Below are 18,372 nucleotides of genomic sequence, written 5' to 3' on the forward strand. Positions count from 1 at the left end.
GCGCGCCCCCGGGACGGCGCGGGTCGAGACGGAGCACCGGCGGGCGCTCCGGGTCGATCCGGCGGGGACTCACGCCGACTCCACCTGCGGCCCGTCGACCGGCCGCACCAGCCGCAGCGGAGGCACCAGACCCCCGTCGGCCAGCACGTCGAGGGCGCGCAGCTCGTCGTCGTCGATCATCAGCTCGGGCGGCGGCCCGAGCAGCACGGTGACCACGCAGTCGTGGCAGGCCAGGCCTCGTACCACGCACGTGTCGCAATCGATCCTTGTCGTCATGGCGCAGACGCTGCCAGGAGGGCCCGACACAAACCCCCGAGCGGCGCCGGCCGTGGTGGAATGCCCGGCATGCCCGTGCGCCATCTCTACCTCGCCCGCCACGGCGAGCCCGGCGACGACGGCGGGCTGACCGAGCGTGGGCTCCAGCAGGCCGCCCTCCTCGGCCGGCGGCTGGCGGGCGTCCCCCTGCGGTCGGTCCGGCACGGCCCGCTGCCGCGGGCCGAGCAGACCGCGCGGCGCCTCGTCCAGGAGCTCGCGCCGGACGTGCCGGTGAGCGTGCTGGGCGCCGCCGGCGACTACGTCCCCCACGTCCCCGCCCCCGACGACCTCGACAGCCTCGAACCGGAGCACCGTGCGGCCCTCCAGGACTCCCTCGCGGACGTCTCGCCCGCCGAGGCGACCGAGGGCGCGGCGCTCGCCGCCGAGGCCCTCCGGCTGCTGACCGGCCCGGAGGACGGCTCCGACGAGGGCCACCACCTCGTCGTGACCCACGCCTTCACCATCGGCTGGCTGGTCGCGCACGCCTGCGCCGCCCCGCCGTGGCGCTGGTGGGGGCTCAACCACGGCCACGCCGCGCTCACCGTGCTGCGCTACGCGCCCGACCGGCCGCCGTCCCTGGTCGTGTTCAACGACATGACCCACCTGCCCGACGCGCTGCGCTGGACCGGCTTTCCCGAGCACCTGAGGCTCTGAGCGGCCCGGTTCCCGGGTTCTGTCGGACCTGCGTCCTACCGTCGCCCCATGACCACCACCTCGTCCGCGGACCAGCGCTGGGAGCTCCAGCGCGGCTTCGACGAGCTCGGCCGCCCGTTGCGCGACGTGACGTTCTGCGTGGTCGACCTCGAGACCACGGGCGGCTCCCCCGGCGACGGCGACCAGATCACCGAGATCGGTGCGGTCAAGGTGCGCGGCGGCGAGGTGCTCGGCGAGTTCCAGACCCTGGTCAACCCGCACACGGCGATCCCGGCGTTCATCGCGGTGCTGACCGGCATCACCAACGGCATGGTCGCCGACGCGCCCCCGATCGAGGCGGCGCTGCCGGCCTTCCTCGAGTTCGCCGCCGGCTCGGTGCTGGTCGCCCACAACGCCCGGTTCGACGTCGGCTTCCTCAAGAACGACGCGCGCCGCCTCGACATCGTCTGGCCCGACTTCGAGATCCTCGACACGGTCAAGCTCGCCCGGCACGTGGTGACCCGCGACGAGTCGCCCAACCACAAGCTGTCCTCGCTGGCCCGCGTCTTCCGCTCGGCCACGACGCCCAACCACCGCGCGCTCGAGGACGCCCGGGCCACCGTCGACGTGCTCCACGGCCTCATGGAGCGCCTCGGGGGCCTCGGCGTCCAGACGCTCGAGGAGCTCCAGAGCTACTCCGCCAAGGTCGCCTCGGTGACCCGCCGCAAGCGCCACCTCGCCGACCAGCTCCCCCACGCGCCCGGCGTCTACCTGTTCCGCGACGAGGGCTCCCGGGTGCTCTACATCGGTACGTCGCGCGACCTGCGGCGCCGGGTCCGCAGCTACTTCACCGCCTCCGAGAAGCGCTCGCGGATCGGCGAGATGGTCCAGATCGCGGCGTCGGTCAGCGCCGTCGAGTGCGCGACCCCGCTCGAGGCGTCGGTGCGCGAGCTGCGCCTCATCGCCGAGCACAAACCGCCCTACAACCGCCGCTCGCGCCACCCCGAGAAGGTCACCTGGCTCAAGCTCACCCGCGAGGCGTGGCCGCGGCTCTCGCTGGTCAAGCGGGTGCTCGACGACGACGCCGACTACCTCGGGCCGTTCTCGTCCAAGGCGGCCGCCGAGAGCTCGCTGGCCGCGCTCCACGAGGTGTTCCCGATCCGGCAGTGCCGCGACCGCCTGGCCCGCAAGCCGCGGCGCAGCGCCTGCGTGCTGGCCGAGATGGGGCGCTGCCTGTCCCCCTGCGACGGCAGCGTCGACCCCCAGACCTACGCCGCGGTCGTGCGCCAGCTGCGCGACACCCTGCTGCGCCGTCCCGACGACGTCGTCGACCTGGTCCACGCGCGGATGAGCGCACTGGCCGACGAGGAGCGCTTCGAGGAGGCCGCCCACCACCGCGACCGGCTCGCCGACTTCGTCCGGGCCGCCGCCCGGACCCAGCGGCTCACCGCGCTCACCGGCTGCCCCGAGGTGGTCGCCGCGCGCCGCGAGGACGACGGTCGCTGGGCGGTCCACGTCGTGCGTCACGGCCGGCTGGCCGCGGCGGGCGTCATCCCGGCCGGCACCGACGCCGTCGCCTACGTCGAGGGGCTGCGTGCCAGCGCCGAGACCGTCCTACCCACGATCGGCCCGACCCCGGCGGCGACGGCCGAGGAGTCCGAGCAGATCCTGCGCTGGCTGGAGTCGCCCGGCGTGCGGCTGGTCGAGGTGGTCGGCGAGTGGGCCTGCCCGGTCCAGGGCGCCGGGCGCCACACCGCCCGATCGGCGCCGCGCATCAAGGAGCCGCCCCTAGAGTGAGCCCCATGATCACCGCCATCGTCTTCGTCCAGGCCGAGACCGCCCGGATCCCCGAGGTCGCCGAGGCGATCGCGGCGCTGGAGGGCGTGAGCGAGGTCTACTCGGTGACCGGCCAGATCGACCTGATCGCCCTGGTCCGGGTCAGCTCGCACGACGACATCGCCACCGTGGTCGCCGACCGGCTCAACAAGGTCGACGGCGTCGTGGACACCGAGACCCACATCGCCTACCGCGCCTACTCCCGCCACGACCTCGAGGCGGCCTTCTCGCTCGGGCTCGACTAGCCGACCCCGACCGCCCGCCGTGCCCGACCAGGCCGCGTCCGCGCCCGCCGTACCCGCGCCGGCGTCGGCATCGCGCTTCCCGCTGCTCGCGCGGGTCGCGCCGCTCCTGGCCGGCGTGCTCCTGGCGGCCCTCCTCGCCGCGCTCGTACGGCGACCGTTCCGGGCGTTCGACACGTTCTTCCACCTGCGCTTCGGCGAGGAGTTCCGCCACGACTGGTCGATCGCCCACCCCGGCCAGCTCAGCACCGCCTCCAGCGCCGACTGGGTGCCGACCCAGTGGCTGTCCCAGGTCGCGCTGTCCTGGATCTCCGACCAGGCGGGCACGACCGGCCTGGTGGTCACGTTCGCGGTGGTCGTGGTGGCCTTCGTGGCGGCGACCTACCTGCTCCTGCGCCACCGGACCGGCCCCGGCACCGCCGTCGCGCTGACCGCGCTGGTGGTGCTCGGCTGCCTGCCCAGCCTGTCGCTGCGCCCCCAGCTGCTGAGCTATCTCTTCCTGGTCCTGGTGCTCGCCGCCTGGGACCGGACCCGCCGTACCGGCCGCGCCCCCTGGCTGCTGGTCCCGCTGTCCTGGCTGTGGGCGATGAGCCACGGCATGTGGATCCTCGGCATCGGCACCGCCGCGGTGCTGGCCGTCGCGGTCTGCCTGGAGCGGCGCCCCGGCCGGCGCGCGGCGCTGGGCCTGCTCGCCGTACCGGCGGGGATGCTGGTCGCCGCCCTGCTCACCCCGGTCGGCCCGCGGCTGCTCGGCGCGGTCGCGCTGGTGAGCTCCCGCGCGGAGCACTTCGCGGAGTGGAGCGCACCCGAGCTGATCAGCCTCGGCACCGCACCCGTCACGCTGCTGCTGTTCGCGGCCGTGGTGCTCATGGTCAGCCGCAAGGCCGCGCTCCCCCGGCCCCGGCCCTACGACATCGCGCTGCTCGCGCTGGGCGGCGTGTTCGCGGTCTACTCCGGGCGGACGCTCCCGCTCGCGGTGGTCGTCCTGGCCGCGGTCGTCGCCTCCGAGCTGAGCGCCCTGCGGCCGGCCTCCCGCCCGCCCGTACGCCGCCCCGAGCTCGCCGCCGTCGCCGCCCTGGCGATCGCGGTGGTCGCCGTCGCCCCCGCCCAGTCGGTGCTGGACGACCCCGCGGCCGACGTCCGCCCGTTCAACGACCGGCTCGGCGCCCTCGCCCCGGGCAGCGTCGTGCTCACCGACCGGACGACCGGCGCGGTACTGCTGTGGACCGAGCCGGCGCTCGACGTCCCGCTGCACGGCTACGGGGACGTCTACACCGACGCCGAGCTCGACCGGTACGACGACCTGGAGGCCCTCGTCCCCGGCTGGGACGCCACGCTGGCCGAGCTGTCCCCCGCGGCCGCCCTGCTGCCCGAGGACGCCCCGCTCGCCGGCGGCCTGGCCGCCCGGGGCTGGCGGGTCGCCCAGCGCGCGGACGACCTGGTCTACCTCGTCCCGCCGGGCTGAGATCGGCGTGCGGTTTGGTCACAAACCGCAGGTCCGAGGCCCGAATTCATGCGGTTTGGTCCCAAACCGCATGAATCCCGAACGCGCGCGTTCAGGTTGAGGTCGCCGCCACCCAGCGCTCGAGCGTGGCCCGCGCGGCCCCGGAGTCGATGGCCTGCGCCGCGCGGGCGATCCCGGCGGGCAGCGACTCGGCGACCGGCGTGCCCGGGGCGTCGTAGACGGCAAGGGCGGCGCCGGCGTTGAGCAGGACGGCGTCGCGGACGGGTCCGGTCTCGCCGTCGAGCAGGCGCAGCACGACACCGGCGTTGTGCGCGGCGTCGCCGCCGCGCAGGTCCTCGGTGGTGGCGGGCGCGAAGCCGAGCGCGGCCGGGTCGACGGAGACCGGGGTGACCTCGCCGCCGTGGACGACCCACAGCTTCGAGGTGGTGGTCGTGGTGAGCTCGTCGAGCCCGTCGTCCCCGCGGAACACCCACGCGTCGACGCCGCGGCGGGCGAAGACGCCGGCCATCACCGGCGCCAGGCGCGGGTCGGCGCAGCCGATCGCCTGGGCGGCGGGCTTGGTCGGGTTGGCCAGCGGGCCGAGCACGTTGAAGGCGGTGCCGATGCCGAGCTCGCGGCGCGGCACGGCGGCGTGGCGCATGGCGGGGTGGAAGAGCGCGGCGAAGCAGAAGGTGATGCCCGCCTCCTCGGCCACCTCGGCGACGCGGTCGGCGGGCAGGTCCAGGCGGACGCCGAGCGCCTCGAGGACGTCGGCGGTGCCGGACTGCGACGAGGCCGAGCGGTTGCCGTGCTTGACCACGCGCGCGCCGGCGCCCGCGGCCACGATCGCCGCCATGGTCGAGATGTTGACCGAGAACGACCGGTCGCCGCCGGTGCCGACCACGTCGAGCACCCGGCCGGGCACCGCGATGGGCGTCATCACGTCGTACATCGCCTCGACGAGGCCGGTGAGCTCCTCGATCGACTCGCCCTTGGCGCGCAGCGCCACGACGAAGCCGGCGATCTGGGCCGGCGTGGCCGATCCGGCGAGGATCTCGCCCATCGCCCAGGTCGCCTGGGCAGGCGTCAGGTCCTCCCCGGCGACGAGGGCGCCGAGGACGTCAGGCCAGGTCGCCACGTCAGGCGGGGACGCGGGCGCGGAGCAGCGAGACGACCGCCTCCGCGAGCTGGATCGGGTCGATCGGGTGCGGGACGGCGGCGTCCGCCCGCGACCAGGTGGCCAGCCAGGCGTCCTGGGGCCGTCCGGTGAGCACGAGGAGCGGCGGGCAGTCGAGGATCTCGTCCTTGAGCTGCTTGGCGATGCCCATGCCACCAGCCGGGACCGCCTCGCCGTCCAGGATCGCGAGCGCGACGTGGCCGGCATCCATGTTCTGGATGACGACGGGCTCGGTGGCGACCTCGACGTACTCGAGCTCGGGCAGGTCCGGGTGGGGACGGCGTCCCAGCGCCAGGATGACCTGCTCGCGGGTGTGCACGTCGTCGCTGTAGACGAGCACCTTCAGAGTCTTGGGAGACGTCACCCGCGCGATGCTACTCGGACGCGGGCCGCTCCGGGGGCGCCCCCTCGCGGGCGGCGAGCCGTTCGAGGCGGTCCAGGCGCCGGTCCTCGCGCTCGGCCTCCTTGATCGAGGAGCGCACCCACTGCGCGAACAGCACCACGAAGAACACGATGCCGACCAGGTCCCCGGCGCCCCAGAGGATGCCGCCGGCGAGCCGCTGGTCGGCCGCCGGGTCGGGCAGCCAGGCGCCGAGCGGGCCGTCGTGGAGCGAGGGGTACCAGTCGCCGCCGAGCAGCGTGGCCTGCCCCATGATCGTCACCCCCAGGAAGGCGTGGAACGGCAGCGTCAGCACCGTCAGCAGCACCCGGAACGGGTGCGCGACGCGCCCGGGCAGGGGGTCCACCCCCACGATCGGCCAGAAGAACAGCGCGCCGACCACCACCAGGTGCACGTGCATCATCTCGTGCACGTACGTCGACCGGAGCGAGGCGTCGTACCAGCCGGAGAAGTAGAGCGCCCACGGCGAGAGCACGTAGAGCGCGAAGGCCAGCGGCGGGAAGCCGAGCACCCGGGCGACCCGGGAGTGCAGCACGGCGAGCAGCCACCCGCGCGGCGTGCGCGGCAGGGTGCGCAGCGCGAGCGTCACCGGCGCACCGAGGGCCAGGGAGAGCGGCACGATCATCGACAGCACCATGTGCTGGACCATGTGCACGCTCACCAGCACCGTGTCGTACGCCGCCAGCCCCGACGAGGTCGCGACGTAGAACGCGAGCATCCCGGTCAGCCACGCGATCGTGCGCCCGGCCGGCCAGGCGTCCCCGCGCCGGCGCAGCGCGGCCACGCCGACGAGGTAGAGGCCCGCACCCCACACCGTGAGCACCAGGGGAACCGGTTCCAGACCCCACTGGGTCCAGAACGTGCCCGCGCCGAAGGGCGGGAGGTCCTGGACGCTCCCGGCGGCGACCGCCAGCCCGGCTTGCATGGGCGTGCTACCTCTCGTTGGAGACCTGTTCGAGCGTAGGACGCGCCTGGCAACGCGCCAGAACAGGGGGTCGGGGTGCCGTCGCCGACGCGAACCGCCATAATGGCGCCCGTGGCGATCTCAGCTTCGGCATCTCTTCCTGCCTCGCGCCTTCACGGCCAGCACGACCGACCCAGCATGGTGGCGGTCGGAACCATCATCTGGCTGTCCAGCGAGCTCATGTTCTTCGCGGCGCTCTTCGCGTCGTACTTCACGATCCGCTCGGTCTCGCCCGAGATGTGGTCGCAGAACACCGAGCTGCTGAACGTCCCGTTCGCCTCGATCAACACCACGATCCTGGTGCTCTCGTCGTTCACCTGCCAGCTGGGCGTCTTCGCCGCCGAGCGCGGCCAGGTCAGCCGGGCCGGCTCGCTGCTCCAGGTGGGCAAGTGGGGCCTGCGCGAGTGGTTCATCCTCACCTACGTGATGGGGGCCATCTTCGTCGGCGGCCAGGCGCTCGAGTACGCCGAGCTGATCCACGAGGGCGTCACGATCCCGAACGACGCCTACGGCACGATGTTCTACCTGACGACCGGCTTCCACGGCATCCACGTGACCGGCGGACTCATCGCGTTCCTCTTCGTCCTGGGCCGCACCTATGTCGCCAAGCGGTTCACCCATGAGCAGGCGGTCAGCGCGATCGTCGTCTCCTACTACTGGCACTTCGTCGACGTGGTGTGGATCGGGCTGTTCGCCACGATCTACCTCATCAAGTGACCCCCGCCCCGACCCGGACTCTCAAGGACTGATTGTGCGTCTTCTGAACCGCTCCGCCGGTCGCCTCTCCCGGCACCGTCGCGGCCCGCTCGCCGGCCTGATGGTGCTGGTCTGCGGCCTGCTGCTGACTGGCGGCCTCTACGCCGCCTTCGCGCCGGCCCAGGCCGACTCGAACCAGAGCCAGGACGAGCTGGTCAAGGAGGGGCGCGAGCTCTTCCTGGTCGGCTGCGCCTTCTGCCACGGCCAGAGCGGCGAGGGCGTCCTGACCCAGGGCGGCTCGCAGTACGGCCCCGCGCTGACCGACGTCGGCTCCGCCGCGGTCGACTTCCAGGTCGGCACCGGCCGGATGCCGATGGCCCAGCCCGGCGCCCAGGCGCCGCGCAAGGAGGTCGTCTACACCAAGGACGAGATCGCCGCCCTCTCGGCGTACGTCGGCTCGCTCGGCACCGGCCCGCAGATCCCGGACAAGGAGCTCTACTCCACCGAGGGCATGAGCCAGAAGGACGTCGACGAGCTCGTCTCGCGCGGCGGCCAGATCTTCCTCGCCAACTGCACGGCGTGCCACAACTTCGAGGGCTCCGGCGGCGCCATGCCGCGCGGCGGCTTCGCGCCCAAGATCCGCGGCGTCGACTCCAAGCACATCTACGAGGCGATGCTGACCGGTCCGCAGTCGATGGACACCTTCTCCGACGGCAACATCCCGCCCGAGGACAAGAAGGCCGTCATCGCCTACCTCAACAAGCTGGACGAGAACCCGAGCTACAGCGGCTTCACGCTGGGCAGCCTCGGCCCGGTGAGCGAGGGCATCATCGCCTGGATCGGCGGCCTCGGCATCCTGGTCGGCTTCGCCGTCTGGATCGCGGCCCACACCACCCGCTCGAGCAAGAAGAAGGACGAGGCGGCAGCGTGACCGACGCACACGACACCCACTCCCCCCAGGGCGGCGAGATCGTGCCCACGGGGCCGATCGCCGACCCGGGGCTCCCGGAGCACCAGTGGCGGCCGACGGACGTCGACCCCGCCAAGGAGAAGCGGGCCGAGCGCCAGGTGGCCATCCTCTTCGGCCTCTCCGCGCTCAGCACGCTGGCCTTCCTGGTCGCCTACTTCACCTTCGACATCGGTGACAACTGGACCGTCATCGGCGGCTTCGGCGCCTCGACGATGGCGCTCGGCCTGACCCTGGGTCTGGCCCTGATGTTCATCGGCGTCGGCATCATCCACTGGGCCCGCAAGCTCATGGCCGACCACGAGCTGGTCGAGATGCGGCACGCCGCGGCCTCCCCCGAGGAGGACCGCGAGGTCGCCGTCCAGGCGCTGACCGACGGGCTCAACGAGTCCGGCATCGGCCGCCGTCCGCTGATCCGCAACTCCCTGCTGGGCGCGGTCGGCCTGCTCGGTCTGCCGGCGGTCGTGCTGCTGCGCGACCTCGGTCCCCTGCCGGGCAAGAAGCTGTACCACACGATCTGGGGCGACGGCACCAAGCAGGCTCCGATGCGCATCGTCCGCGACGGCATCTGGACCCCGATCCTGGCCTCCGACCTCGAGATCGGCGACCTGGTCAACTGCCAGCCCGACGCGCTGCACAACCCCGAGCGCTACGGCCTCGACCCGTCCGAGGTCGAGGGCGTCAACCTGCAGATCCACAAGTCGAAGGCCTCGCTGATCCTGCTCCGGATGAACCCGGGCGACATCAAGCCGGGCAAGGCCGCCGACGGCAGCAGCCGCGAGAACTGGACGGTCGACGGCATCGTCGCCTACTCCAAGATCTGCACCCACGTCGGTTGCCCGATCTCCCTGAACGAGCGCACGACGCACCACCTGCTGTGCCCGTGCCACCAGTCCACCTTCGACCTGGCCGACTCCGGCCGCGTCGTGTTCGGCCCCGCCGGGCGTCCGCTGCCGCAGCTCGCGATCGCGGTGGACGACGAGGGCTACCTCGTCGCGCAGCACGACTTCGACGAACCGGTCGGCCCGAGCTTCTGGGAGCGTGACTACTATGAGCGTTGATGTGAGCAAGGTCGCCACGACCAACGGCTCGACCCCCGCGACCACCAAGGGCGCTCAGCGCGCCGGTGCGATCGCCAACTGGGCCGACGAGCGCCTCGGCCTCGGCAGCGCGCTCAAGAAGAACATCCGCAAGGTCTTCCCGGACCACTGGTCCTTCATGCTCGGCGAGATCGCTCTGTGGAGCTTCGTCGTCCTGCTGCTGACCGGTGTCTTCCTCACGCTCTGGTTCGACCCGAGCATGACCGAGATCCAGTACAACGGCTCCTACGACCCGCTCCGCGGCGTCCACATGTCCTCGGCGATGGCCTCCACGCTCGACATCTCGTTCGACGTGCGCGGCGGTCTGCTCATGCGGCAGATGCACCACTGGGCCGCGATGATCTTCATCGCCTCGATGATGATCCACATGCTCCGGGTCTACCTGACCGGCGCCTTCCGCAAGCCGCGCGAGGTCAACTGGATCATCGGCTGCCTGCTCCTGCTGCTGGGCACGATCGAGGGCTTCACCGGCTACTCGCTCCCCGACGACCTGCTCTCGGGCACCGGCGTCCGGGCCGCGGACGGCTTCATGAAGGCCACCCCGGTGGTCGGCACGTACATGTCGTTCTTCCTGTTCGGCGGCGAGTTCCCGGGCGACGCGATCATCCCGCGGTTCTACGCGATGCACATCCTGCTCATCCCGGGCCTGCTGCTCGCCCTGGTCGCCGCGCACATGCTGCTGCTCGTTTACCACAAGCACACGCAGTGGCCTGGTCCCGGCCGGACCGAGCAGAACGTCGTGGGCTACCCGATGCTCCCCGTCTACGCGGCCAAGGCCGGCGGCTTCTTCTTCATCGTCTTCGGCGTCACCGCGCTCATGGGCGGCCTGTTCTCCATCAACAACGTCTGGAAGCTCGGACCGTACGACCCGTCCAAGGTCACCGCGGGCTCGCAGCCGGACTGGTACATGGGCTGGCCCGACGGCCTCCTGCGCATCATCCCCGCGTGGGAGACGCACATCTGGGGCATCACGGTCTCGTGGAACGTCATGATCCCGATCCTGGTCATGCCTCCGCTGATGCTGATGATCCTGATGGCGCTGCCGTTCATCGAGTCGTGGATCACCGGTGACAAGCGCGAGCACCACCTGCTCCAGCGTCCCCGCAACGCCCCGACCCGTACGGCGATCATGGTCGCGCTGATGACCTTCTACGGCCTCTCGTGGGCCGCGGGCGGCAACGACATCATCGCGATCAAGATGCACCTGAGCATCAACCAGATCACCTACTTCATGCGGGCCGCGGTCTTCATCGGACCGGTGATCGCCTTCATCATCACGCGCCGCTGGTGCATCTCGCTCCAGCGTCACGACGAGGGCAAGCTGCTCCACGGCTTCGAGTCGGGTGTCCTGGTCCGCTCCGCGGACGGTGCCTACGCCGAGAAGCACCTGCCGCTTCCCGAGTCCGAGGCCTACACCCTCACGGCGCGCGACAACGACCCCGTGCCCGAGACGGTCGAGGAGATCGAGGCCAGCGGCGCCACCGGCAAGGACCTGCGCAAGCGCAAGCTGCGGGCCAAGCTCGCGACGCTGTTCTTCGCGGACAACGTCCAGAAGCCGACCGCCGAGGAGATCCACGAGGCTCAGCACCACGCCGAGCACGAGCTCCACGAGCTCGAGTCGCAGATCGCGGCCGGTCCCAACCGGCACGGTCCTGCGGACCACTGAGCACCACGCTCGACCACAGCCGACCCCGGCACCGTCTTCTGGCGGTGTTCGGGGTCGCTGTGTTCCTGCTGTTCTCCCTCGGGGCCCGGCAGGCGCCGATCACCGGTGACGTCTGGTCCGCCGAGCTCGGCGCCTGGCGCCTGGCGACCACCGGCACGCCCTGGCTCGACGGGGTCTCCCCCGCCCAGCTGCCCGGGCACTGGTACCAGGCCGACGACATCGGGAGCGGCGCGCTGTGGACCGCGATCAACCCCGACAACGGGCACCGGGTCGTCGCGCGCAGCCCGGGCGTCGTGCTCGCGGCGGTGCCGGCGTACGCCGTCGCGGGGTGGTTCGGCGACGGCGCCGACGGCCGGCTCTCCGACGTCCCGGGCTCGCTGACCGCGGCCCTGCTCGCCGCGGCGGCCGCCACCCTGCTCCTGGCCGTGGCCCTGCGGCTGGCCCCACCCGGCGCGGCCGTGGCCGGCACCGCCGTCCTGGCCGTCGCGACCCCGGTGTGGAGCGTGGCCGGCAACGACCTGTGGCCGCACACGGTCGGCATCCTCGGCATCGCCGGAGCGGCCTGGGCGGCCGGGCGCGAGCGCTGGTGGCTCGTCGGCGTTCTGGGCGGCGTCGCCCTGACCGGCCGGCTCCACCTCGCCGTGGTCGTCGCCGCCGTCGGCCTGGGCGTCGCCCTGGCCCGCCGCCGGCCCTCGATCGCGCTCCAGGTCGCCGCCGGCAGCCTGCCGTTCGTCGCGCTGTGCTCGTTGTGGGGCCGCTGGCTCTACGGGTCCTGGAGCCCCACCACCGGCTACGCCACGAGCACCCTGGGCGCCTGGCCCGCCTCCCGCACCTGGCCCGAGCGGGCCGCGGACCTGCTCGGCACCCTCGTCTCCCCCGGCGTCGGCGTCCTGGTGTGGACGCCCTGCCTGCTGGTACTGCTGCCGCACCTCCCCCGCGCCTGGCGCGCCGCCCCCGACTGGGTGCGGGCGCTGGCCGTCGGCGGGGTCGGCTACCTGCTGGTGCAGGTCTACCTCAACCCGTTCCACGGCGGCTCCGGGTTCTGGGGCTACCGGCTGCCGCTCGAGACGCTCGTCGCCTGCTTCCCGCTGCTGCTCCTCGCCGCGGTGCGGCTCGGCCGCCGCGCTCGCACACTGGCGCTGGCGCTGGCCGGTGCCCAGGCGGGGGTGCTGCTGATCGGGGTGGTGTTCGGCCTGGCCTCCAGCAACACCGACGCGACGCCGTGGACCCACAGCGTCCTCGCGGAGACGTTCCGGGAGAACCCCGCCGCCTTCGTCCTGGTCGTCCTGCTGGGCGCCGCCGGAGCCGTCCTCGCCGGTCACCGGCTCGGCCCGCGCGCGCCAGTTCCGGCGATCGAGTCTCGCGACCGGGCCTGATCACCGACAATCAGCGCGTGTCACGTCGCCTTCGCTGGTTCGCGCTGCTCGGGGTCGTCTCCGGGCTGCTCTTCGGGCTCAGCGCCCTCCACGTCCCCCGCACGACCGACGTCGTCTCGACCAACGTCGCGTCGTGGAAGCTCGCGACCACGGGCGCGCCGTGGCTCGACCGCGCTCACGACGACGCCGCGATGCCCGGCGACTGGGAGACCGACGACCTCTTCGTGGCCACGAACTCCGACAACGGCGAGGAGGTCATCGCGCGCAGCGCCGGGCCGATCGCGGCCGCCGTGCCGGCGTACGTCGTCGAGCGGCTGCTGACGGGCGGCCGGAGCGACGACTCCCTGACGTTCGCCCCCGCGGCGCTGACCGCGGCCCTCCTCGCGGTCGTGGCGCTCCTGCTGCTCGCCGGGAGCATCCCCCGCTCGGTGCCGCTGCCGGTCACCATCGCCGGTACGGCGGCGCTGGCCTTCACCACGCCGTACTGGACCGTCATCGCTGCCGCGATGTGGCCGCACACCGTCACCGCGGTCGGCATCGGCGGCATGGCCTGGGCCGCGCACCGCGAACGCTGGTGGCTGGTCGGGATGTTCGGCGGCGTGGCGCTGCTCGGGCGGCTGCACCTGGCGCTCACCGTCGCCGTGCTCGGCATCGTCGTCGCGTACGCGCGCCGGCGCCCGGGCATCGCGCTCAAGGTCGCCGCGACCAGCATCCCCACGATCGGGCTCCTGGCGCTGTGGGGGCACTGGTTCTACGGCTCCTGGAGCCCCACCACCGGGTACGCCGCCGGCGACCTCGCCGCGTGGCCCGCCACCCGGACCTGGTGGGAGCAGCTGGGCGACCTCGCCGGGGTCTTCGTCTCCCCCGGCTACGGCGTTCTCGTCTGGACGCCGGTGCTCCTGCTGCTCGGGCCGGCGGTCGTCCGGAGCTGGTCGAGCGCGCCCGACTGGACCCGTGGCCTGGCGCTCGGCGGGCTGGCCTACCTGCTGGTCCAGGTCTACCTGAACCCGTACCACGGCGGGAACGGCTTCTGGGGCTACCGGCTGCCGCTCGAGGCGCTGTGCTGCGCCTTCCCGCTCCTGATGGTCTCGCTGCACCGGATGGGAGCGCGGGCGCGGGCCTGGCTGACCCCGGTGCTCGGCTACCAGCTCGGCACCATCGCACTCGGGGCCGCCCTTGGGCTCGGGCTGGTCCAGAAGACGGCCTCGTGGGGGTGGACGCACTACACGATCGCGACCACGGCCAGCATCTCCGCACCGGTCGTCGTCGTGGTGATCGGGCTGGGCCTGGTCACGGCGTACCTGGCGCGGGGGTGGCTGCGCGAGGCGCTCGCCGGGGCCGACGACGGTGAGGACGCTCACGTAGTCAGAACGGGCTAGGGCCGCGAGGACTGTCGGTCACAGTTGCCCGCGACCCATGTCGGCGACGGTCCCGGCTCACTACTCTCGACCGCGTGAGCACCCCCACCGCCTTTGACCGCACCGTCGTCGTCGTGCCGACGTACAACGAGGGCGCGATGGTGGGCACGGTCGTCAGCGAGCTCCGCGAGGTCTTCCCCCACGTCGTGTGCGTGGACGACGGCTCGCGTGACGGCTCCGCGGACGCCGCCCGGGCCGCGGGGGCGACGGTACTGCGGCACCCGGTCAACCTGGGGCAGGGCGCGGCCCTGCAGACGGGCTTCGACTACGTGCTGGGGCGGACGACGGCGCGGCACCTGGTGACCTTCGACGCCGACGGGCAGTACCTCGTCGAGGACGCCGCGGCGATGGTCGAGGTCGCGGTGCAGAGCGAGGTCGACATCGTGCTCGGCTCGCGCAACCTGGGCAGCACCGAGGGGCAGCCGGTGGCCCGGCGGGTGCTGATGGCGGCGGCGCTGCGCTTCTCGCGCTCGATCACCGGGATCCGGCTCACCGACACCCACAACGGGCTGCGGGTGCTCAACCGGCACGCGGCGGCCAGCATGAACCTGCGCCAGCACGGGATGGCCCACGCCTCCGAGATCGAGTCCCGGATCGTCGCGGCGTCGCTGTCGTGGCGCGAGCACCCGGTGACGATGCGCTACTCGGACTACTCGCGCGGCAAGGGGCAGTCCAACCTCAACGCGCTCAACATCCTCTACGACCTCGCCGCCGAGCGCCTGGGAGCGACCGCATGATCATCCGGCTCTTCCTGCTCGCCAGCATCCTCGTCGGCGTCGTGTGGCTGCTGCGCACGCGGCCCAGCGGCAGCCGGCTGGCGCTCACCCGGATGGCCGGCTTCGCCGTGGCCGCGGGGGCCGCCGCGAGCGTCGTCGCACCGGGTCTGGTCACCGACGCGGCCCACCTGGTCGGGGTCCGTGAGGGCCCGAACCTGATCCTCTACGTGCTCGTCGTGGTCTTCGTCTTCACCACGATCGTGCAGGGCATGCGGATGCGCGAGCTCGAGCGCCGCCTCGCCCAGCTCGCCCGCGCCCAGGCGCTCGCCGACGTGGACCGCGAGCGGGTCTAGGGCGTGTCTCTCAAGTCCGCGCCGTCGCGAGCGGCGTTTGCGGCCGATCTGGCAAGGCGGAGCAGCGAAGGCGGGCCGGAGGCCCGTCGAGTCTGCGACAACGCCGCCAGATCGAGTCGCAAACGTCGCGCAGCAGGCGGGGACTTGAGAGACACGCCCTAGCCGAGCGGCCGGCGCGCCACGATCCACACGTTGCGCCGCCACCCGGGCAGCCAGGTCAGCACCGCGAGCACCCGCGGGCGCCGCTTGCGCGGGAACCACCCGGAGACGATCCCGGTCCCCGGCGCGACGCTCTCGTACGACACCCGCTCGACCGCGAAGCCCTGGTCGGCGAAGATCCGGCGCATCGAGGTGCGCGTCCACGGGCGGCGGTGGGTGTAGTCGTGCCAGGCCCAGCGCTGGGCGTCCGGCGACGAGGCGAACACCCGTCCCCCGGGCCGCACGACGCGGAACGCCTCGGCCACCACGCCCACGGGGTCCAGGAGGTGCTCCAGGACGTCCTTGAGCACCACGCCGTCGAACGAGGCGTCCGGGACCGGCAACGCCTGCTCGAGGTCCGCCAGGCGTACGTCGACACCCCGCTCCCGGGCCGCGTCGACGGCGGCCGGGGTGTGGTCGAGGCCGACGTACTCCGGGAAGTCCTCCGAGAGCCAGCCGGTGCCGCAGCCGATGTCGAGGATCCGGCTGCCCGGCTCGAAATGACGGACGACGTCGCGGTAGTAGCCCGGCCGCGCGTGCCACTCGTGATAGCCCACGGCCCGGAGTCTAGGGCGCCGTGGCCGCCACCGTCCGGCGATAGGAGGCCACCGTCGCCTCCGCCGTACGACGCCAGGTGAACTCCGCCGCCCGGGCCCGTCCCGCGGCCCGCAGCGCCTCCTGCCGGGCAGGATCGGCGACCAGCCGGCGCACCGCCGTCGCGATGGCGGGTGCCGAGGTGGGGTCGAAGGTCTCCATCGCCGCGCCGCCGGCCTCGCGGAGCACCGGGAGCTCGGAGGCGAGCACCGGGCAGCCGGCGGCCATCGCCTCGAGCACCGGCAGCCCGAAGCCCTCGAACCGGGTCGGGAAGACGTACGCGCTGGCTGAGGCGTAGAGGCCGGCCAGCTCGTCGGCGTCGACCCATCCGCGCAGGTCGACGTCGCCGGCCAGGCCGCGGCGTCGTACCTCGGCGTCGAGGGGGTCCTCGCGGTGGCTGCCGGTGACGACCAGCAGCGGCCGCTCCCCCGCCGGGATCAGCGACCACGCCTCGATGAGCCGGTCGAAGTTCTTGTGCGGCATCCGGTTGCCGCCGGCGAGCACGAACGGCCGCGGCACCGGGGGCGGCGCCACCCCGCTCGGCTCCGGCGCCCCGAGCGGGACGACGTCGACGTCGGCCGTGACGCGCCCGCCCAGCGCGACCACGTCGGCGGCGGTCGCCGCGCTGTCGGCGATGACCCGGTCGGCCACGGCGATCGTGCGGCGCTGGAGCCGCCGTACGGCGTCCGCGCGGCCACCCGGCACCCACTCGGGGTGGCGCAGCGGCAGCAGGTCGTGGACGGTCACCACGGTCGGCAGCACGTGCAGCGCGGGTCCGAAGTTGGCCGGGCAGTGGAGCAGGTCGGCCCGCAGCGCCCGGGCCCGCGGGGCGACGGCCAGTGCGACCCCGGCCGCCCACTGGGGCCGGCTCTCGCCCGAGACGGGCAGGTGCACGATCTCGCCGGGGAACCAGTCCGGCGGCGCCGCGCGGAGCTCGCGCCCGGCGATGCCGACCAGCTCGACGCCCGCGTCGGGCAGCGCGCCGAGCGCTGCGAACAGCAGGCGCGCGTAGGTCTCGGTGCCGCCCTTGCGGCCGGTGAAGTAGACGAGCTCGACGGCCACCCTCATCGGGGCGCCCCCAGCCCAGTGGCGACGGCGAGGATCCGGTCGACCGTCGCCGCGATCGAGCCGGTCCGGGCCGCCTCGGTGTAGCGCTCGTGGGCGCTGCGCCGCAGGTCGGCGCCGCCCTCGACCGCGCGCACGATCGCCTCGCCCAGCACGACCGGGTCGGTCGAGGCCGCGACGAGGCCGTTGACGCCCTCGGTCACCCGCTCGACCGCGGCGTTGTCGGGACCGTCGACGAGCACCACAGGTGTCCCGACGGCGTTGGCCTCGTCGACCACGAGGCCGTAGCCCTCGCGCGCCGAGGGGTTGACGAGCACCGCGGCCGCGCGCACCGCGGCATCGAGCACCTCGCGCGCGACGAACCCGGGGGCGCTGACCGCTGCGGACAGCCCGGACCGCTCGATCTCGCGCAGCACCGCCGGGCGCGAGGGGCCGTCGCCGTAGATCGCGGCGGTGAGGTCCGGCAGCCGGGTCCGGGCGTGCGCGAGCGCCGCGGGCAGGGCCTCGACGTGCTTGTCCGGGATGTGCCGGCCGACGTAGACCACCTGCGGCACCGCTCCCGCCTCCTCCGGTACGCCGAGCCGCGGCGCCCCGCGGTCCCCGGGGTCCTTGGGGAAGACCAGCCCCGGGCTCACCACCGGCGTCGAGCGCAGCCCGCTCGCGACGAGCCGGCGCGCGCTCAGCGCGGAGTGGCAGGTGGCCACCGGCGAGAGCCCGGCCGCGAGCCGCTGCACCCACCAGGCCAGCCGGCCGACGACGGGTCCGCTGTAGGCGCGCCAGCGCTCCCGCGGCCAGACCTCCAGCCAGTCGGTGACCAGCAGCGCCCGGCTGAGGGTGAGCGCCAGGGCCAGCCGAGCGGCCGGGACGTTGGTGGCGGGCAGCGCGCTGACCAGCACCACGTCGTACCGGTGCCGGGCGCGCAGGAGGTGGGTCAGCAGCGCCAGGGCGTAGCCGAGGGCCGGTCCGAGGCGGCGGGCGCCGGCGTCGTCGTACAGCTCGGCACGGCCGGCGACCGCGCGCACCCGGACCCCGTCGAGGTCCGGCGCCGCGCCGTCCCACTGGCGCCGGGTCAGGTAGGTGACGGTGTGCCCGCGCGCGGCGAGCTCCTCGGCGAACGCGCGGTACTGCCGCTCCCCGCCCCCGAGGGTCCAGGGGTAGAGGCAGTCGTAGGCGATGGCGATCCGCACGACGCCATCCTGCCCGGCCGGCCGG

At 73.4% G+C, this 18,372-nt stretch carries 19 protein-coding genes; 12 read left to right on the forward strand and 7 right to left on the reverse strand.

Annotated features, from left to right (window positions below; translation table 11 throughout):
* Positions 1 to 69: 69 nt before the first annotated feature.
* Positions 70 to 276 (reverse strand): hypothetical protein, encoded by a 207-nt coding sequence (locus CCO04_RS16465; protein ID WP_038678262.1) that lies wholly within the window; start codon positions 274 to 276, stop codon positions 70 to 72.
* A gap of 69 nt (positions 277 to 345) precedes the next feature.
* Between CCO04_RS16465 and CCO04_RS16470 the strand changes: the two genes are divergently transcribed.
* Genes CCO04_RS16470 through CCO04_RS16485 form a run of 4 tightly spaced genes read left to right on the forward strand, consistent with a single transcriptional unit; the run spans position 346 to position 4,491 of the window.
* Positions 346 to 969 carry a histidine phosphatase family protein gene (locus tag CCO04_RS16470; protein WP_215815219.1) on the forward strand — a complete coding sequence of 208 codons (624 nt, stop codon included), beginning with the start codon at positions 346 to 348 and terminating at the stop codon, positions 967 to 969.
* A gap of 48 nt (positions 970 to 1,017) precedes the next feature.
* A complete protein-coding gene (locus tag CCO04_RS16475) occupies positions 1,018 to 2,745 on the forward strand; it encodes a DEDD exonuclease domain-containing protein (protein WP_215815220.1) in 1,728 nt (575 codons plus the stop codon).
* 5 nt (positions 2,746 to 2,750) lie between these two features.
* Positions 2,751 to 3,029 (forward strand): Lrp/AsnC family transcriptional regulator, encoded by a 279-nt coding sequence (locus CCO04_RS16480; RefSeq protein WP_038678258.1) that lies wholly within the window; start codon positions 2,751 to 2,753, stop codon positions 3,027 to 3,029.
* A 19-nt stretch (positions 3,030 to 3,048) separates the two neighbouring features.
* Positions 3,049 to 4,491, forward strand: coding sequence for a hypothetical protein (locus tag CCO04_RS16485; RefSeq protein WP_215815221.1), 1,443 nt, complete (start codon positions 3,049 to 3,051; stop codon positions 4,489 to 4,491).
* A 91-nt stretch (positions 4,492 to 4,582) separates the two neighbouring features.
* On the opposite strand, the gene trpD is transcribed toward CCO04_RS16485, so the two are convergent.
* Genes trpD through CCO04_RS16495 form a run of 3 tightly spaced genes read right to left on the reverse strand, consistent with a single transcriptional unit; the run spans position 4,583 to position 6,972 of the window.
* On the reverse strand, positions 4,583 to 5,608 hold the full coding sequence (gene trpD / locus CCO04_RS16490) for an anthranilate phosphoribosyltransferase (RefSeq protein WP_257750466.1): 1,026 nt from the start codon (positions 5,606 to 5,608) through the stop codon (positions 4,583 to 4,585).
* 1 nt (position 5,609) lies between these two features.
* Positions 5,610 to 6,011 (reverse strand): hypothetical protein, encoded by a 402-nt coding sequence (locus CCO04_RS28645; protein WP_257750465.1) that lies wholly within the window; start codon positions 6,009 to 6,011, stop codon positions 5,610 to 5,612.
* Between the two features lie 10 nt (positions 6,012 to 6,021).
* Positions 6,022 to 6,972, reverse strand: a complete 951-nt coding sequence (locus tag CCO04_RS16495; RefSeq protein WP_215815223.1) for a cytochrome c oxidase assembly protein — start codon at positions 6,970 to 6,972, stop codon at positions 6,022 to 6,024.
* A gap of 102 nt (positions 6,973 to 7,074) precedes the next feature.
* Here CCO04_RS16495 and CCO04_RS16500 point away from each other — a divergent pair, with 102 nt between their 5' ends.
* From CCO04_RS16500 to CCO04_RS16535, 8 genes are all read left to right on the forward strand, one after another.
* A complete protein-coding gene (locus tag CCO04_RS16500) occupies positions 7,075 to 7,728 on the forward strand; it encodes a heme-copper oxidase subunit III (protein ID WP_215815224.1) in 654 nt (217 codons plus the stop codon).
* 34 nt (positions 7,729 to 7,762) lie between these two features.
* The gene (locus tag CCO04_RS16505) at positions 7,763 to 8,638 is read left to right on the forward strand and encodes a cytochrome c (protein WP_308281284.1); all 876 of its coding nucleotides are present in this window, start codon (positions 7,763 to 7,765) and stop codon (positions 8,636 to 8,638) included.
* Positions 8,635 to 9,735 carry a ubiquinol-cytochrome c reductase iron-sulfur subunit gene (locus CCO04_RS16510; RefSeq protein WP_215815225.1) on the forward strand — a complete coding sequence of 367 codons (1,101 nt, stop codon included), beginning with the start codon at positions 8,635 to 8,637 and terminating at the stop codon, positions 9,733 to 9,735. Before CCO04_RS16505 ends, CCO04_RS16510 begins: the two co-directional genes overlap by 4 nt.
* Positions 9,725 to 11,440, forward strand: a complete 1,716-nt coding sequence (locus CCO04_RS16515; protein WP_215815226.1) for a cytochrome bc complex cytochrome b subunit — start codon at positions 9,725 to 9,727, stop codon at positions 11,438 to 11,440. Before CCO04_RS16510 ends, CCO04_RS16515 begins: the two co-directional genes overlap by 11 nt.
* A 44-nt stretch (positions 11,441 to 11,484) precedes the next feature.
* Positions 11,485 to 12,816, forward strand: a complete 1,332-nt coding sequence (locus CCO04_RS16520; RefSeq protein WP_215815227.1) for a hypothetical protein — start codon at positions 11,485 to 11,487, stop codon at positions 12,814 to 12,816.
* Between the two features lie 17 nt (positions 12,817 to 12,833).
* The gene (locus tag CCO04_RS16525; RefSeq protein ID WP_215815228.1) at positions 12,834 to 14,195 is read left to right on the forward strand and encodes a hypothetical protein; all 1,362 of its coding nucleotides are present in this window, start codon (positions 12,834 to 12,836) and stop codon (positions 14,193 to 14,195) included.
* Positions 14,196 to 14,269: 74 nt separating this feature from the next.
* The gene (locus tag CCO04_RS16530; RefSeq protein ID WP_257750460.1) at positions 14,270 to 14,971 is read left to right on the forward strand and encodes a glycosyltransferase family 2 protein; all 702 of its coding nucleotides are present in this window, start codon (positions 14,270 to 14,272) and stop codon (positions 14,969 to 14,971) included.
* Positions 14,968 to 15,303 (forward strand): DUF2304 family protein, encoded by a 336-nt coding sequence (locus tag CCO04_RS16535; protein ID WP_215815229.1) that lies wholly within the window; start codon positions 14,968 to 14,970, stop codon positions 15,301 to 15,303. The genes CCO04_RS16530 and CCO04_RS16535 overlap by 4 nt, the downstream gene beginning before the upstream one ends.
* 158 nt (positions 15,304 to 15,461) lie before the next feature.
* Here CCO04_RS16535 and CCO04_RS16540 read toward each other — a convergent pair whose 3' ends face one another.
* Genes CCO04_RS16540 through CCO04_RS16550 form a run of 3 tightly spaced genes read right to left on the reverse strand, consistent with a single transcriptional unit; the run spans position 15,462 to position 18,347 of the window.
* Positions 15,462 to 16,058, reverse strand: a complete 597-nt coding sequence (locus tag CCO04_RS16540) for a bifunctional 2-polyprenyl-6-hydroxyphenol methylase/3-demethylubiquinol 3-O-methyltransferase UbiG (RefSeq protein ID WP_215815230.1) — start codon at positions 16,056 to 16,058, stop codon at positions 15,462 to 15,464.
* Between the two features lie 10 nt (positions 16,059 to 16,068).
* On the reverse strand, positions 16,069 to 17,163 hold the full coding sequence (locus CCO04_RS16545; RefSeq protein ID WP_215815231.1) for a glycosyltransferase family 1 protein: 1,095 nt from the start codon (positions 17,161 to 17,163) through the stop codon (positions 16,069 to 16,071).
* Positions 17,160 to 18,347 (reverse strand): glycosyltransferase family 4 protein, encoded by a 1,188-nt coding sequence (locus CCO04_RS16550; protein ID WP_215815232.1) that lies wholly within the window; start codon positions 18,345 to 18,347, stop codon positions 17,160 to 17,162. Before CCO04_RS16550 ends, CCO04_RS16545 begins: the two co-directional genes overlap by 4 nt.
* Positions 18,348 to 18,372: the final 25 nt, after the last annotated feature.

It is taken from the genome of Pimelobacter sp. 30-1 (genome assembly GCF_018831735.1).
Taxonomy (GTDB): Bacteria; Actinomycetota; Actinomycetes; order Propionibacteriales; family Nocardioidaceae; genus Nocardioides.